We start from the raw sequence: 15,583 nt of genomic DNA, 5'->3' as shown, positions 1-15,583 counted from the left end.
TCTCCTCACCTATTTATACATCTCATTCTCCAATACAATGATGTTTTCTGCAAAAGTTGTTTTCCCTATTTCTTTTGTATTTTCCACCAACCTGTATATATTATCACAACATTGTTTAGCACCTATAACTAATAAGGGTACTCCAATAAAATCAATTTTTAACCCCCTTGAGAACATTCCGCCCATAGTCATGGCAAAAGGAACAGTTGGTGAAGTATTGGAGAAGACAATTTTTTCATCAAATTTAAATTTTTCTTGCAGCAATAAACTCATCTCTTTTAATGCAGGGACCACATATTTGTTTCTTTTTCGTCCAATCGTATAAACAGAGTTTCCATCTTCATCCATTCCATGAAAAATGATCTTTCCAAAATCTTCTTTTGTTAATTTATTGAAATATTTCACATTTAAAATCTCTTCTTTTGTCAGTTTTCGTTCAGATTGTGGTAATTGTTTTAAATGGTAGGCCGCTGCTAAGGAAGTTGTATGAGTTCCGCCATAGTCATTATAGATATAAATCATGGAATCATCCTTTATTTTTGCTATGTATATTATGGTCTATTTTAATGTTTCCAATTCAAGGTAATTTTCGCACTAAAAAAAGAAGTTTATCTCCATTGGATAAACTTCTCGAATACTTATTTATTTAAATCCTTTGGTGAAAAAGCTCCCGGGAGTAGATCTTTTACAAGGATTTTTTGAACCTCACCTTTTAAATTTGTTAGCACAACTTCCATTTCTGCATCACAAAGTTCAGAAATAACCTGACGGCAAGCTCCACAAGGAGAAACCGGACCTTCAGTATCCGCCACGACAACGAGTGAAGCAAATTGTGTAATCCCTTCAGAATAGGCCTTAAACAAAGCAGTTCGCTCTGCACAGTTTGTCATACTATAAGCAGCATTTTCAATATTACAGCCATGAAATACTTGGCCATCCTTTGATAATAAAGCGGCACCCACTTTGAAATTAGAGTAGGGTACATAAGCATGCTCTCTTGCTTTATTTGCTTCTGCAATTAAGTCTTTCTTTTCCATCATGTTCACACTCCGCCAAGGAATTTTATTGCTGAACTAATTTAGTAATCCACTCAAGAAGCACACCGCCAAAGTACACCCCGAAAACACCGACAACTGCTGAGAATACTGGGGGAGCAGGTATTGGAAGCTTTAAAAATTTAAACAACATACCAACTATTAAACCGGCAATTAAAGCCATTATTACGTCTCTCATCGAATTAACCTCACAATTGATTATTTAGTAATTGCTTAAGGATAGCTCACCTTTACTAATTGATACGCCAGAACTTGCACCAATTCTAGTCGCGCCTGCTTCAACCATTGCGAGTGCATCTTCACGGCTGCGAACCCCACCTGAAGCTTTCACACCAATTTCTGGACCCACGGTTTGACGCATCAAGCGAATATCCTCGACAGTGGCTCCGCCTGTTGAAAAACCTGTAGATGTTTTTACATAGTCTGCCCCAGCTTTTACAGAAATTTCGCATGCTCTAATTTTTTCTTCTTTTGTTAACAGGCAAGTTTCGATGATAACCTTCACCAATGCTCTCCCTTTAGCAGCCTCGACAACAGCAAGGATATCTCTTTCCACCAAGTCATCTTGCTTATCTTTTAAAGCACCAATATTAATTACCATATCGATTTCATCTGCTCCATTTTCAATCGCATTTTTTGTTTCAAATGCTTTAGTTTCAGGAGTAGTTGCTCCAAGAGGAAAACCAATGACGGTACATACTTTCACTTCAGGAGTGTCAACAAGCATATCAGCTGCTGTTCGAACCCAAGTGGGGTTCACACACACCGACGCAAATAAATATTCCTTTGCTTCTTCCACTAGCTTTACAATTTCTTCTTTTGTTGCATCAGCCTTTAATAATGTATGGTCAATCATTCCTACTATATTCTGTGTCATATTCTTCGTCTCCCTTATCATGAAATTATATATATATGTTTAAGTCAATTATCACAATGTAACTATATCAAACGATATGAACATTTGTAAATACATTTATGAACAAATGTAAAAAACTTTTTTTTCCTTCTGTTTATATTTAGTTTTTATCTAGCAAGAATTGTGCTGTAAACTGGTCCGTAACAAGCACGTTTGCATACCCGCCTTTTAATGCCCCAAATATTCCCTCAATTTTATTGGGTCCTCCTGCTACAAGAATGGAATAATCCTTTTTCTTTAGATCATCTAAATTTACTCCAAGTGTTCTTTCATTTAGACTCTCGTTACAAACTTCCCCGTTTTCATCAAAGAAACGGGAGCAAATATCACCCACAGCTTTTCCATATAGGGACTCTAAGTCACTCTCTGTAAAATAGCCTAATTGAAATAATAAGGAATCTGTTTTAATTGTTCCGATGGTAAATAGAGCAATATTCGCCTGACAACCTAGGTCAAGGATTTTTCGGATATGACGATCAGCCTCCATTGCCTGTTTTACAACGACATGGTCCACTATCGCTGGAAGAGGAAGATTGTGTGGTGTAGTATGAAATGCCTTTCCAAAAAGATATAAAATCTCTGATGCATACGTATTTGTTTCAGCGTGGCTGACACCACCCTTTAGTTGGACAACTTTTACCCCTTTAACAAATTTCTGTTTTAATTCAATGGCAATATGGTAGAGGGTGGTTCCCCATGTTACACCAATTATGTCATCATCCTTTACAATTTGATCTAGATAAATGGCGGCTTTTTCACCTAGATAATTTTTTATAATATGGTCTTCATATTGTGGAATTGAAGTGACAACCGCCTTCTTCAGATTGAATTTTTTTTCAAGTTGTCCTGCAAGATTCTCAACATCTTCCGTCGGATCCATTATATTAATCTGGACAATTCCCTCACTTTTTGCCTGTTGGAGTAAACGCGACACAGTGGGACGGGAAACACCTAGTTTCTTGGCAATTTCGTTTTGATTATAATCCAACAGATAATAGAGCTTGGCTGCTTCAATAACTTTAGTTAACTTTTCACGATCCACTATTATCACCTTATCGTTTATTATTTTACTTTTATTGTAACAAAAAAATGAAACAATATCACTTTTATTTAACATTTGTAAAATACAATATGAATATTATTTCAATTATTCACACGAGGCTAAGCGAGGAACATGAATTTTCGGCGTCTTTAATGGGGAACAATTATGATGAGAGGTGGCGATATTGTGCAGAAATTAGGTGAACTTATTTACGAAAAGCGAAAATGGGTTCTGGTAAGTTGGAGTCTCATTATTTTACTATTAGGTTTGTTTGCATTAAAACTGCCAAGCGTTCTTAGTGGAAATGGTTTTGAATATAACGGAGAATATAATAAAACACGCAACCTTCTCGAGCAAGATTTTGGATATGCAAAATCCTCCATTATTCTTGTTTTTGAAAAAGACAAAGCCATTAGTGATGAAGATTTCAGACAATTTATTTTAAACAATTTTGAAAACTTAGCAGGCTTTGATGCTGCACAGCAAATTATTTCCCCTTTGGAACGAGAAGGAATGATGAAAACACAATATGCCTATGGTCTTCTTACTTTTAACAAAAAAGCTGAAAACCTTGGGGCAGAAATCAGCCAATTAAAGACTCTACTAGTAAATAAAAAGGGCCAAAAGGTCACAATGACTGGCGAACCTATTATTGTCCAAGACCTTAATACTGCAAGCCAAGAAGATTTAGCAAAAGCGGAAATGATCGGTCTGCCAATTGCGTTAGTGGTTCTTATTCTTGCTTTTGGAGGTCTTATTGCGGCATCACTCCCGATTGTTATTGGCGTAGTTTCTATATTATGTACAATGGGAACTGTTTACTTTTTTAGCTATCGTGCTGATTTAACAATCTTTATTTTAAATATTGTTCCGATGATCGGGTTAGCGTTAAGTATTGATTTTGCCTTGTTATTTATTAATCGATATAAAGAAGAAGTGAAAACAAAGTCTATAAAGGATGCTCTTGAGATAACAGTTTCTACTGCCGGTCGTTCGATTATTTTTTCTGGAATTTGTGTTTTTATTGGTCTATCTGCATTGTGGTTTATCAAAATCGATATTTTTCAGAATGTTGCGCTTGGTGGAATGACTGTTGTGTTCATTTCTGCGGTATGTGCCTTAACCTTTCTTCCTGCGCTGCTAGGTGTTTTGGGAACTAAAATTAATAAATTTAGTATTTTACCCGCTGTGGACAAGCAAACGAAAAGTTTTTGGCACCAGTTTGCTAAATTTGTCATGAAACGACCTATTCTTATGTCAGTAGCAGCCCTTGCAATTCTTTTAGCAGGATTGATTCCTGTTAAACAAATGGTTTTAGCGATCCCTGGTACAGAATCCCTGCCGCCAAATTACCCTTCAAGAACTGCCTTAGAGATCTATAAAGACCATTTTGTTGCTAAAGAAAAGCGAGATGAGAAAAAAGTCATCGTGATCCTTGAATCAAGTGGTAACATTCTTGATTTGAATAACCTAAAAAAAGTGAATAACGTGATTAAAAACATTGAAAACGATGAACTGGTGAATACCGTTCATTCACCCTTTTCAGCAACTGGAATAAAGGATGTAAACCAGCTTTATCAAATACTCACCTCCGGGAAAACAACAATGGCATCTCCAATTATCGACTACTTTATAAGAGATAATAAAATGCTCTTAGAGGTATATTTAAAAACTGGTGAACATTCTGCTAAAGCAAGACAATGGGTAAGTGACTGGTCAAATAAGGATCTAGGTTTAAACGCTTCCTTCGGCGGATCGATAAAATTCGAGCAAGAAATTTTTTCTGAAATCTACCAAAAAGCACCAGACGGACTTTTATTGATTGTTCTTTCGACTTTTGTCATTTTAATGGCAGCATTCCGCTCCATTCTTATACCATTGAAAGCAATTGTAATGAATATCTTAAGCCTGAGCTGCACCTTTGGGATCCTAGTCTGGATTTTCCAGCAAGGGCATTTTGGTGTCACACCTGTAGATATTGCATTAATTTTACCTGTATTTGTTTTTACTCTTGTTTTTGGACTATCGATGGATTACGAAGTGTTCCTTATCTCAAGAATTCAAGAATTTTACTTAAAAACTGGAGATAATAGTGAAGCGACTATATCTGGTTTGACTTATACTAGTAAAATTATCACTTCAGCGGCTGCCATTATGATTGTCGTCACGGGTGCATTTGCCTTTACCGGCGTCATGCCTGTTAAGCAGCTAGGTGTAGGAATTGCTATAGCAATTTTTATAGATGCAACCATAGTGAGGATGGTGCTAGTTCCAGCTCTCATGAAACTACTTGGCGATTGGAACTGGTGGTTTTTTGGCATCAAATATAAAAAACGGCATATGACTAACAAAAAGCCAGCCTGATTTAGAATACAGGCTGACTTTTTTGTATTTCACACTCTAACTAGCAGCTCTTAACATTGTTCCTCTTAGATGTTCTATTTCCATTATAATTGAAAATGATTTTCAATTAAGTGAGCCTGATCCCATTTTATATTATGGTCCCTTTATCATAATTCTAGTTAGATAACGAATACTAAGAAAACCTTTAATGCAAGATTATGAAGGAGGTATTCTAATTGAACAAAAAAACGCTTATTTTCCTTATCATTCTCTCACTTTTTGAGTTCTCTCATCCTGCCTTATCGTTTAAGGCTGCAACTGTACATCCACTGCCAGGTGTAGTTGATTTACGTATCCTGGAAACTACTGATTTGCACGCATCTTTAGTCAACTATGACTATTACCAAACAAGAGTAGACAACCGAATTGGCCTCGTCAAAACAGCGACACTGATCAAGAAGGCAAGGAAGGAAGGACAAAATTCTTTATTATTTGACGATGGAGATCATCTGAAGGGAAATCCTCTTGGAGAATATTTAGCGAGAATTCGAGGAATACGTAAGGGAAAACTTCATCCGGTTTATCGTGCCTTTAATTATTTACATTATGATGCCGTTGCCATTGGTAATCATGAATTTAATTACGGGTTAGAATTCTTAAATGCCGCCGTGAAAGGCGCAAAGATGCCCGTCCTTAATGCCAATGTTTTCTCTGTTAAAAAGAAAAAGCCATACTTTACTCCGTATGTTATTTTGAAAAGAAAAGTGGTTGATCAGACTGGGAGAAAACATCATTTAAAAATTGGGGTAATAGCATTTATGCCGACACAAATCATGAAATGGGATAAGGCAAATCTTGAAGGTAAAGTTATGGCTAAACCCATGGTAGATACGGCAAAAGAATTTATCCCAATCATGAAATCAAAAGGAGCAGATATCATTGTCGCCCTTGCCCATACAGGAATCAGTTACGGAACATATAGCGCTGAGTCGGAAAATGCTGTTTATTATTTATCAAAAATCCCTGGAATCGATGCCATTTTGGCAGGGCATTCTCATAATGTCTTTCCAAGTTCTGTGTATAAAAATTCGCCTGACACTAACATCGAAACGGGGCAAATTAATGGTAAACCTGTTGTAATGGCAGGGGCTTTTGGAAATCGTCTTGGAATTATTGATCTCAGACTAAAAAAAACAAATGGACAATGGGGCGTATTAAAAGGGACTTCCTTCACAAGACCCATTGTTAATGATGCTGGGACATCACTCGTTAAGAGGGATAAACGTCTTTATCAGTTAGTTAACCCCGAGCATCAGGAAACTGTTGATTTTATTAATAAATTAGGGCTTTAATAATTAAAACTTTCTTTACATTCAAAGTTTAGTTAATTAAAATAAAGTTAAAAATATAAATGGTGATTTTATTTGGGGGAGTCTGTCACACAGGCTCCTTTTTGTCATTTTTTAAAATGGACCATTTAAAAACTTGGGAGAAGAGGTTTTTACATGTCAACTCAAGCATTAATCGCACTTGGTGTATTTTTAATTACCTATGCCTTTATCGTCACTGAAAAGATTCATCGCACGATCATTGCCATGTGCGGCGGAATTATGATGGTATTACTAGGAATTGTCGGGCAGGAAAAGGCGCTTCACCATATCGACTTCAATACACTCGGATTATTGACCGGTATGATGATCATCGTTGCGATCACTTCTGAGACTGGATTGTTCAAATACATTGCTATTTGGTCAGCAAAAAAAGTGAAAGGTGATCCATTAAAAATATTGTTGGTGCTCGGGACTATTACTGCCTTGGGGTCAGCCTTTTTAGATAATGTTACAACGGTACTATTAATGGTTCCGGTTACTTTCAGTATCACAAGACAATTACGGGTTAATCCGATTCCCTTTTTAATAACCGAAGTAATTGCCTCGAATATAGGCGGTACCTCTACACTGATTGGCGACCCTCCGAATATCATGCTCGGCAGCGCCGTAAAAGAACTTACCTTTATGGCCTTTATTAATAATCTAACAGCGATATCATTCTTTATTCTATTTGTTAATATTGCGATCCTAGCATTTATTTATCGGAAACAGCTTCGAACAACAGATGACTTAAAGGCCAATTTAATGGACCTAGATGAAAAGGAAGAAATAACAGATACCAAGTTACTAGTTAAATCGTTAACTGCTCTCTCGCTAACGATTTTGGGGTTTTTCCTGCATCAACTTTTTCATATTGAATCTGCTACCGTCGCGTTAGCTGGTGCTTTCCTCTTGCTTCTATTAACTGGAGAAAAGTATTTAGATAAAGCATTTTTAAAAGTAGAATGGACAACTATATTCTTCTTTATCGGCCTTTTTGTATTGGTATCAGGATTGATAGAGACAGGGGTAATTTCGTTATTAGCAGATTACTCTGTACACCTAACTGGAGGGGATGTTACATCCACATCAATATTAATTCTCTGGGTTAGCGCGATTGCCTCAGCTTTTATTGATAACATTCCGTTTGTTGCCACCATGATTCCAATGATCAAAGATATGGGGGAACTTGGCGTTACTAATTTAGAACCTCTTTGGTGGAGTTTATCTTTAGGGGCATGTCTAGGTGGAAATGGTACATTAATTGGTGCGAGTGCCAATGTGATTGTGGCGGGTCTTGCTGCAAAGGAAGGCTATCCGATTACATTTGGAAAATTCATGTTGATTGCTTTTCCATTAATGATTTTATCCATTATTATTTGTACGGTTTACATATATTTAAGATATCTCATTTAGGAGGGTTATGATGAAAGTAGAGTATAAATATAACGAACAGTTTCTCGAGCTAAAGGAAACCCCTAACGGCGAGGATTTTGAATTCACCCTTACTTTTGTTGATAACAAATGGAAGAAAAAAATCGAAGAAATTCGTGAGTATTTTGATACAAACAACATCCTAACTGATATCCATTTTTATATTCATCCGAATAATAGGTTTCAAATAATCGTTAGAAAAGACTTTTATAATGAATTTATCATTCAGTTGTTTAAGCAACAAATAGTGGAAAAGATTAAATGGGTTTAAAAAGGAGGCTGCCATTATTCTGAATGGCAGCCATTTTTATACTCCAAATCTATTATTAGCTACGAATCTTGCTTAATATGAGGTGAGACTTCGGGCTTATTCTTCTCTTCCCAAAGCCTTCCAAACCATTTCGTAAACCTTTTTCACGGGAATGTCATGAAGTCGTGCAATGCTTTTACATTCTTCAAACTCCGGAGCACATTGCACAATTTGTCCATTATACATTCCTTCTTTTACTGTCACAGGACCCCACATGGTAGTAACTTTCCTAAACTTTCTTTCTAACCGGTGTACGGTTAAAGGATAGTAGCGTATTCCTAGTGTGGTAGTTTCCTTAAAAAGAATTTCTTTCATTGTATTTATATGTTTCTCTGAACAAAGGAGTTGAAGTAATACGCCTGGTCTATTTTTTTTCATATATATCGGGGTATAGAAAACATCATTAGCGCCAGCCTCAAACAGCATGTCCATTACATAGCCAAGCCATTCTCCAGGAATATCATCGAGATTGACTTCCATTTTAACCATTTGATTATCAAGATGCTCATTACTGGGAGGAAGTTGAGAGACCATTAAATCATTTCCTTTCCTTTCGTAACGAAAAATAAATATAGAAAAAGGACGTTAGCTTAAAGTTTCCTTTTAGTCTTCTCCAATGACGACACGAAGCACATTGGGATGATTTTTAAAGGTCTTCGTTCCAGCACCATAACCAATGGATGTAACCTTCATGGATGGTATCGGGCAAAATTCTTCTGCCAAGACAGCCACAATTGCTGCTCCCGTTGGAGTGGTGAGCTCGAAGCGAATGTCAGATTGTTCAATTGGTACACCTTTTAAAATTTCAAGAGTGGCCGGTGCAGGTACAGGATAAATACCATGATCAATATGGATACGACCTGTTCCCACAGGAATGGGCGAGGATTTAATAACATCTATTTCTAATTGATGAATTAAGATAGCTGCACCGATAATGTCAATAATCGAATCAACTGCCCCAACTTCGTGAAAATGGACCTTCTCCAAGGGAATTCCATGGATATGTCCTTCCGCTTCACCAATTCTTTTAAAGATTTTTAATGCTGTATTTTTCACAGGCTCAACAAAACCTGCCCCCTCAATTAAAGCAACAATGTCTTTATAAGCCCGGTGTTCATGATCATGATGAGAATGCTGGCCATTTCCATGGCTATGATTATGGTGGTCATGATGATGCTCATCCTCGTGTGCATGGATGTGTTCGTGACTGTGTCCATGTTCGTGTTCATGGTCATGTACGTGACTGTGTTCATGTTCGTGTTCATGGTCATGACTGTGTTCGTGATCATGTTCGTGTTCGTGATCATGGGCATGGATGTGTTCGTGATCAAGTTCGTGATCGTGATCATGTGCATGGTGATGAGAATGAACATTCTTCAACATCACATCAAATTTAGTACTTGTAATCCCATTTTTCACTAACTTTGTCCATTTCAACATATATTCATCATCAATATGAAGTTTTTTTAATTCTTCTACTAAACGATTCGGATCTGCGCCCGCATCAATCAAAGCTCCAATGACCATATCTCCGCTGATACCTGAAAAACAATCAAAATAAAGTGTTCTCACTATTTCCCGGCCCCTTTTTGTGCAAGTTGATCAATTAATACGGCGTTATATCCCCCGCCAAACCCATTATCAATATTCACAACACTAATCCCTGATGCACATGAATTCAACATCGTTAATAAGGCAGATAATCCATTAAAATTTGCTCCATACCCCACACTCGTTGGCACAGCTATAACCGGATGTGAAACGAGTCCGCCAACTACACTTGGAAGTGCCCCTTCCATACCCGCAACAACAACAGAGACTGTGGCATTTTGAATTTCCTCAGCATGACTTAGCAAGCGATGAATTCCAGCAACACCTACATCATAGATACGATGTACTTTGCTGCCTAATACTTCGGCAGTAACCGCGGCTTCTTCGGCAACACGTAAGTCCGATGTACCTGCACAAATTACGGCAATATATCCTTGTGACTCTTCTTCAAACAATTTGTCCTCTTTCCAAAAAAGAATTTGTGCTACTTCTTTGTAAATAAATTCAGGGCAAGAACGTTGGACAATTTCTGCCTTTTCCTTGTTAATACGCGTGACGAGCACTTGGTTATTTCGAGCTCTTAACACTTGGATAATCGAAATAATTTGTTCAGTCGTTTTCCCTTCACCGTATACGACCTCTGGGAAGCCTTGACGTTTCTTACGATGATGGTCAACTTTAGCAAAACCCAAATTCTCAAATGTTGCTAGTTGCTCTTTTGCTTCTTTGACACTTAGGGTTCCTCTTTGAACCTGCTCTAAAATTTCTTCAAGCATTCATTTCCCCACCTATTTATATAAACTCAAAAATGTTTAGACATTCCACATGCCAGCTTTTCATATTTCTCATAAATAAGTCTATATTTTTCACTATTCTCTTTATTAGGAACGATTGCCTTACCCATTGGGATATTCCTTTTAATCTCTTCAAAGGAATGAACTTTATCAATGGCCACTAATGCTGTCCAGGCTGCTCCCCATGCTGCGCTGTGGTGGCTCTCCGGCACATAAATTTCCGCCTCGAATACATCTGCCATCATTTGCAGCCACAATGGAGATCTGGATAAACCACCATTAACATAAATCTTTTGATGTTTCCCTGCTAAACTCTCTAAAGTTTTGCCAATTTGAAAGAGGTTAAAAGTAATCCCCTCTAGAACCGCTCGAATAAAATGTTCTCTTTTATGCGTAACAGATAATCCAAAGAAATTCCCTTTTGCCCGTTGATTCCAAAGTGGTGCTCTTTCGCCATTTAGATAGGGGTGAAAGATGATTCCATCGGCACCAAGCGGCACCTTTTCTGCATCTGCAAGGAAATCAGCGAAGTCTCTAGGATCATTCAAAAGGTCTTTTAACCATTGTAGTGCATTCCCGCCATTATTGGTAGGACCTCCAATGATAGAAAAATCCTTTGTAAAAGAATAACAAAAGGTTTCTTGATTTTCGCTCATTTTAACTCCACTTGTGAATTGCCGAATGGCCCCGCTAGTCCCAACTGAAACCGCCACTTCACCAGGGAGAATCGCTCCAATTCCCAAGTTAGCCAATTGGCCATCCGCAGCACCGATGACAAAAGGAAGGTCAGAATCAATCCCCATTTCATCGGCTTTTAGAGGATTAATCCCTGTTAAAATCTCGGTTGGGGGGACAATTCTAGAAAGCTGATTTTCATGAATACCCGTTAGAGATAATAATGTTTGATTCCACGTATGTGTGTCAGGATTAAATAACCCTGTCGCAGATGCCATTGAATAATCTATAACCCTTTGATTATACCAGCAATGAAGTAAATACTCCTTAATTGACATAAAGTATTTCGCTTGAACGTAAGGTTCATATTTCGTTTCTTTCATCCATAATAACTTAACAAATGGCGTCATGGGATGAACCGGTGTACCTGTGTCTGAATACACCTCATTTCCCATTGTTTCTATCACTGATTCTGCTTGTAGATAACTTCTTCCATCCGCCCAAATTAAGGCTGGGGATATAGGAGTGCCATTATCATCCACACAAATAAGGGAATGCATGGCGGAAGAAAATCCAATTGAAATCAAATCATTTTTCTCAATCTTGGCTTTCTCTATTGCCTCATGTATTGCTTGTACAGCTGATTGCTCAATCTCAATAGGGTTTTGTTCGACCCATCCTTGCTTTGGATAATGGAATGTGTTCATTCTCTCAGCTTCGGCGACTAATTTACCTTGGAGGTCAAATACGCATGCTTTAACACTTGTTGTTCCGATATCAAGTCCCATTACAACTTCTCTTGACATGTTCTCCTCTTCCTTTTCATATAACAATAAGTAATATTATTATTTATTGCTATTTTTATAATCGTTATATTAAAAGGCTCTGGATTATTCCAAAGCCTTTTTATTAAAAGTACTTTCCTAAAGCACATTTGCAAAGAAGAAAGCTCTATGACAGCACCTTATTCATGCTTCCACTCTGATATCCAATTAAATCTAACGTGATATATTTGTACCCATATCCTTGTAGTGCTTTCACGATTGCGTCATGATTTTCAAGAATCTTCTTCATATTATTAGGTTCTACTTCGATCCTTGCAATCTCCTGATGTGTTCGCACCCGTACCTGATGGATAGCTAGTGACTTTAAATAAGCTTCGGCTTTTTCTACCTTCGTCAGCTTTTCTTTTGTAATATATTCCCCATAGGCAATTCTTGATGAAAGACACGCTAATGATGGTTTATCCCAAGTTGGCAAATCAAATTCTCTCGAGAGTTCTCTGATTTCTTGTTTAAACAGATTAGCTTCTAGGAGTGGACCGCGTATCCCCTTCTCTTTAGCGGCCTGCATACCTGGTCGAAATTCATTCATATCATCTGCTATGACACCATAAACCACATTTTGAAAGCCCTTTTCTTCCATGACTGGAATCAAATGATCAAATAAACTGCTTTTACAAAAATAGCATCGATTTCTATTGTTTTCCGCATATCCTGGAATAGCAAGTTCTGAGGTTTCAATCACTTGGTGCCTGACACCAATTTGATTTGCAAGAACTCTTGCCTCTTCTAGTTCACTAGAGGGGTAGCTTTCAGAGTCTGCAGTTACTGCGAGTACATGCTCAGCCCCTAAGGCATCCACAGCAGCCTTTAATAAAAAAGTACTGTCTACTCCTCCTGAAAATGCAACTACCACTGATTCCATATCTCGGAGAATAGACTTTAATTTTTTGTATTTCTCTGTTAGCATGGTCTGTTTCTCCCCCAATCCCATATCTAATTTAAGTCAGCCATTGTTAATTTATTTAATGGACTTTAGAATTATGTTCACCTTGGATTTATATTGTCATGCTGCCAAAGCCGCCATCTACTCGTATAAGCGTTCCTGTTACAAAACTCGACGCTTTTTCAGAAGCAAGCCAAACCGCAGCACCTTGTAACTCTTCCGCTTCACCAAAACGATTCATTGGAGTATGTCTCATGATTGATTCAATCCGCTCTTTATCTAAAATTTTTCGGTTTTGTTCCGCAGGGAAAAATCCTGGAATAATTGCATTGACACGAATCCCATTTGGTGCAAATTCACGTGCTAAAAATTGTGTAACGCTGTTAAGGCCAGCTTTTGATACGGAATACGTGAAAACTCTTGATAATGGGGTTGTTGAAGAAACAGAAGAGATATTAATAATACTTCCTTTTCTTTCCTGCTCAATCATTTTCTTTGCAAAAATCTGACAGGTTAACACAATACCTTTTAAATTTATATCCATAATTTTGTCCCATTCGTCCATACCAAGTTCAAAGAAGGGTGTAGCACTATTTGTACCCGGGGCGTTTAATAGAATGTCCCATCCGCCGGACCATTGTTCAATTTCATTCGCAACGTTTTCTAAGGAATCTTTTGAACTAACATCTGCAGAAAATGCCTTGGCTTCCCCGCCACTCTCATTAATTTCCTTGGCAACTTCTTCTGCTTTTTCAAGATTACGTCCAACAATTGCAACTTTGGCGCCGTGGGAAGCCAAGCCTTTTGCCATTGCTGACCCCAAAACACCATTTCCACCAATTGCAACTGCAACTTTGCCACTTAAATCAAATAATTGTGCCATGATTACTCTCTCCCTTTTTCTATTAAAATAAATTTCCACTTTCATTGAAAGGAATGTCATAAAGATCAGAACATTGTTCCATATTAGGATGCTGCCTCACGTAATCTAGTAAAGGCTCCGATACTTCAATTTCACTTAATACTAATGTATTTTTTATGCGTACTAATTTAACGTTCGTAAAATCTAGAATGTTACATGTTTTAATTGCTGCTTGGAATGCTTGTTTATCATTTGGTAAGGTCGTAGCAATTTTAGTTGGTGCAACAACGGTTGAAGTTAAACCATTCGCATAGGTTCCTTCTTTATCCATCTTATCTACAAGCCGTTGCGTCGTAAAGTCTGCCGTTCCTACCCCATTTGCATTTCCCTCGGATTGATGGGTTACATCGAGGACCACCATTTTGTTAACATCCGGTCCACCAGAAGCATATGGAGTTGGATAACGTCCGGTAATATTAGGATCCATTCCATCTCCACTAATGTTTTTGCCAATTTCATCAATGACAAGGACATCCAATTGATCAAAGAAAAGCTTTGGCAATAACTCTTTTGCTTGCTTTTGAAGTTCAGGTTCTTTATTTATAATCTCTTCTGGCGTAAGTACTTGAATAATAGCTACTTTATCAAATGCATTTTCAACGGATGCAACCCCAAACAGGAAGGGGGTCTTTTCCATGATGATCTTCGCCATGGCAGGAACATTTTCTGCCATATACTTAAATCCCATTTGATGGCAAGCTTCTGCCCCTTTTTGCTTTCCTAACCCAATACTGATCATCTTCATCATTCCACTTTCAACAGGACCACGAAAAGCTGTGTGTGGTTTGATACGGTTAATGACCACAATTCCATCTGCTTCTGAAGCAAATTTATCCACATAAATAGGCAATCCATTCGGCAGCTCACTAATTTTTACTACTTCCATTGAAGAGCGAATCTCACAGCCGACACTTTCTTCGGTTACCCCAAGATGTGCTAAAACTTCGCGCTGTCCCTCCGCTGTCGCGCCCCCGTGGCTCCCCATACTTGGCACTATGAAAGGTTTGGCCCCCAAATCTTTTAAAAATCTTACTGTTACTTCGGTCATTTCAACGAGGCGATCGAGCCCCCGGCTGCCAACAGCAATGGCAATTTCCATCCCAGGCTTAACCTTTTCCTGAATTTCTACTCGTTGTAATTGTGCCATCAGGGTTGAACCAAGGTCATCAATTTTTTTGTTATCAAAGTTCACTTTGACCTTTGCCATTTTAGGAACTGGAATATCTTTTAATAATTCTTGCAGGATACCCATAGTTGCTTCACTCCTTTTTTATACCTATTAAGTTTTCCTCTTTCGATCCTATTCCATGTACTTATGAAATTTTATAAATGATAATCCCTTTGTAATCCCTTACAAATTAAATAAAAAAAGGTATTTTTTATTTAATTTGTTTACCAAACAAACTAATTATCTGTATAATAACATTATGAACAATTTACGTC

14 protein-coding genes and 1 pseudogene are annotated in these 15,583 nt (G+C 37.7%); 4 read left to right on the top strand and 11 right to left on the bottom strand.

Translation table 11 applies throughout. The features are described from left to right. Positions 1 to 9: 9 nt before the first annotated feature. From ACE198_RS19300 to ACE198_RS19280, 5 genes are all read right to left on the bottom strand, one after another. Positions 10 to 522: a DUF3189 family protein gene (locus tag ACE198_RS19300; protein WP_251456649.1), complete on the bottom strand. Its 513-nt coding sequence runs from the start codon at positions 520 to 522 to the stop codon at positions 10 to 12. Positions 523 to 638: 116 nt separating this feature from the next. Further along, positions 639 to 1,037, bottom strand: a complete 399-nt coding sequence (locus ACE198_RS19295) for a cytidine deaminase (protein ID WP_251456761.1) — start codon at positions 1,035 to 1,037, stop codon at positions 639 to 641. A gap of 25 nt (positions 1,038 to 1,062) precedes the next feature. Then, complete coding sequence (locus ACE198_RS19290; RefSeq protein WP_098572109.1) at positions 1,063 to 1,233, bottom strand: XapX domain-containing protein; 171 nt, start codon at positions 1,231 to 1,233, stop codon at positions 1,063 to 1,065. A gap of 24 nt (positions 1,234 to 1,257) precedes the next feature. Further along, a complete protein-coding gene (deoC, locus tag ACE198_RS19285; protein ID WP_251456651.1) occupies positions 1,258 to 1,932 on the bottom strand; it encodes a deoxyribose-phosphate aldolase in 675 nt (224 codons plus the stop codon). Positions 1,933 to 2,071: 139 nt separating this feature from the next. Next, positions 2,072 to 3,013, bottom strand: a complete 942-nt coding sequence (locus ACE198_RS19280; protein ID WP_251456653.1) for a DNA-binding transcriptional repressor DeoR — start codon at positions 3,011 to 3,013, stop codon at positions 2,072 to 2,074. Between the two features lie 186 nt (positions 3,014 to 3,199). Between ACE198_RS19280 and ACE198_RS19275 the strand changes: the two genes are divergently transcribed. From ACE198_RS19275 to ACE198_RS19260, 4 genes are all read left to right on the top strand, one after another. After that, positions 3,200 to 5,377, top strand: coding sequence for an MMPL family transporter (locus tag ACE198_RS19275; protein ID WP_375376718.1), 2,178 nt, complete (start codon positions 3,200 to 3,202; stop codon positions 5,375 to 5,377). A gap of 215 nt (positions 5,378 to 5,592) precedes the next feature. Further along, entirely contained in the window at positions 5,593 to 6,708 is a 1,116-nt protein-coding gene (locus ACE198_RS19270; protein WP_375376717.1) for a metallophosphoesterase, read from the top strand. Positions 6,709 to 6,861: 153 nt separating this feature from the next. After that, complete coding sequence (locus ACE198_RS19265; RefSeq protein WP_375376716.1) at positions 6,862 to 8,142, top strand: ArsB/NhaD family transporter; 1,281 nt, start codon at positions 6,862 to 6,864, stop codon at positions 8,140 to 8,142. Between the two features lie 10 nt (positions 8,143 to 8,152). Further along, positions 8,153 to 8,431, top strand: a complete 279-nt coding sequence (locus ACE198_RS19260; RefSeq protein ID WP_375376715.1) for a hypothetical protein — start codon at positions 8,153 to 8,155, stop codon at positions 8,429 to 8,431. A gap of 96 nt (positions 8,432 to 8,527) precedes the next feature. Here ACE198_RS19260 and larC read toward each other — a convergent pair. The 6 genes and pseudogenes from larC to ACE198_RS19230 all read right to left on the bottom strand — a co-directional run bounded on the left by larC (position 8,528) and on the right by ACE198_RS19230 (position 15,392). Then, positions 8,528 to 9,997 (bottom strand): annotated as a pseudogene (larC, locus tag ACE198_RS19255) (nickel pincer cofactor biosynthesis protein LarC). 44 nt (positions 9,998 to 10,041) lie between these two features. Then, positions 10,042 to 10,797 carry a nickel pincer cofactor biosynthesis protein LarB gene (gene larB, locus ACE198_RS19250; RefSeq protein WP_375376714.1) on the bottom strand — a complete coding sequence of 252 codons (756 nt, stop codon included), beginning with the start codon at positions 10,795 to 10,797 and terminating at the stop codon, positions 10,042 to 10,044. Between the two features lie 26 nt (positions 10,798 to 10,823). After that, positions 10,824 to 12,296 carry a gluconokinase gene (locus ACE198_RS19245; protein ID WP_375376713.1) on the bottom strand — a complete coding sequence of 491 codons (1,473 nt, stop codon included), beginning with the start codon at positions 12,294 to 12,296 and terminating at the stop codon, positions 10,824 to 10,826. Between the two features lie 145 nt (positions 12,297 to 12,441). Beyond that, the gene (gene larE / locus ACE198_RS19240; protein ID WP_375376712.1) at positions 12,442 to 13,242 is read right to left on the bottom strand and encodes an ATP-dependent sacrificial sulfur transferase LarE; all 801 of its coding nucleotides are present in this window, start codon (positions 13,240 to 13,242) and stop codon (positions 12,442 to 12,444) included. An 88-nt stretch (positions 13,243 to 13,330) separates the two neighbouring features. Beyond that, positions 13,331 to 14,101 (bottom strand): SDR family oxidoreductase, encoded by a 771-nt coding sequence (locus ACE198_RS19235; protein WP_375376711.1) that lies wholly within the window; start codon positions 14,099 to 14,101, stop codon positions 13,331 to 13,333. A gap of 22 nt (positions 14,102 to 14,123) precedes the next feature. Continuing rightward, positions 14,124 to 15,392 carry a nickel pincer cofactor-dependent isomerase, group 22 gene (locus ACE198_RS19230; RefSeq protein WP_375376710.1) on the bottom strand — a complete coding sequence of 423 codons (1,269 nt, stop codon included), beginning with the start codon at positions 15,390 to 15,392 and terminating at the stop codon, positions 14,124 to 14,126. Positions 15,393 to 15,583 lie beyond the last annotated feature (191 nt).

Source organism: Neobacillus sp. KR4-4 (assembly GCF_042136325.1).
In the GTDB taxonomy this organism is placed as follows: Bacteria; Bacillota; Bacilli; order Bacillales; family Cytobacillaceae; genus Neobacillus.
This window is presented reverse-complemented; position numbering and strand designations above follow the sequence as displayed.

What these genes read in the sequence shown, in the direction of transcription:
- ACE198_RS19300 (WP_251456649.1), bottom strand. Translation starts at nt 522, where the DNA reads ATGATTTATATCTATAATGACTATGGCGGAACTCATACAACTTCCTTA.
- ACE198_RS19295 (WP_251456761.1), bottom strand. Translation starts at nt 1,037, where the DNA reads ATGGAAAAGAAAGACTTAATTGCAGAAGCAAATAAAGCAAGAGAGCAT.
- ACE198_RS19290 (WP_098572109.1), bottom strand. Translation starts at nt 1,233, where the DNA reads ATGAGAGACGTAATAATGGCTTTAATTGCCGGTTTAATAGTTGGTATG.
- deoC (WP_251456651.1), bottom strand. Translation starts at nt 1,932, where the DNA reads ATGACACAGAATATAGTAGGAATGATTGACCATACATTATTAAAGGCT.
- ACE198_RS19265 (WP_375376716.1), top strand. Translation starts at nt 6,862, where the DNA reads ATGTCAACTCAAGCATTAATCGCACTTGGTGTATTTTTAATTACCTAT.
- ACE198_RS19260 (WP_375376715.1), top strand. Translation starts at nt 8,153, where the DNA reads ATGAAAGTAGAGTATAAATATAACGAACAGTTTCTCGAGCTAAAGGAA.
- larB (WP_375376714.1), bottom strand. Translation starts at nt 10,797, where the DNA reads ATGCTTGAAGAAATTTTAGAGCAGGTTCAAAGAGGAACCCTAAGTGTC.
- ACE198_RS19245 (WP_375376713.1), bottom strand. Translation starts at nt 12,296, where the DNA reads ATGTCAAGAGAAGTTGTAATGGGACTTGATATCGGAACAACAAGTGTT.
- larE (WP_375376712.1), bottom strand. Translation starts at nt 13,242, where the DNA reads ATGCTAACAGAGAAATACAAAAAATTAAAGTCTATTCTCCGAGATATG.
- ACE198_RS19235 (WP_375376711.1), bottom strand. Translation starts at nt 14,101, where the DNA reads ATGGCACAATTATTTGATTTAAGTGGCAAAGTTGCAGTTGCAATTGGT.
- ACE198_RS19230 (WP_375376710.1), bottom strand. Translation starts at nt 15,392, where the DNA reads ATGGGTATCCTGCAAGAATTATTAAAAGATATTCCAGTTCCTAAAATG.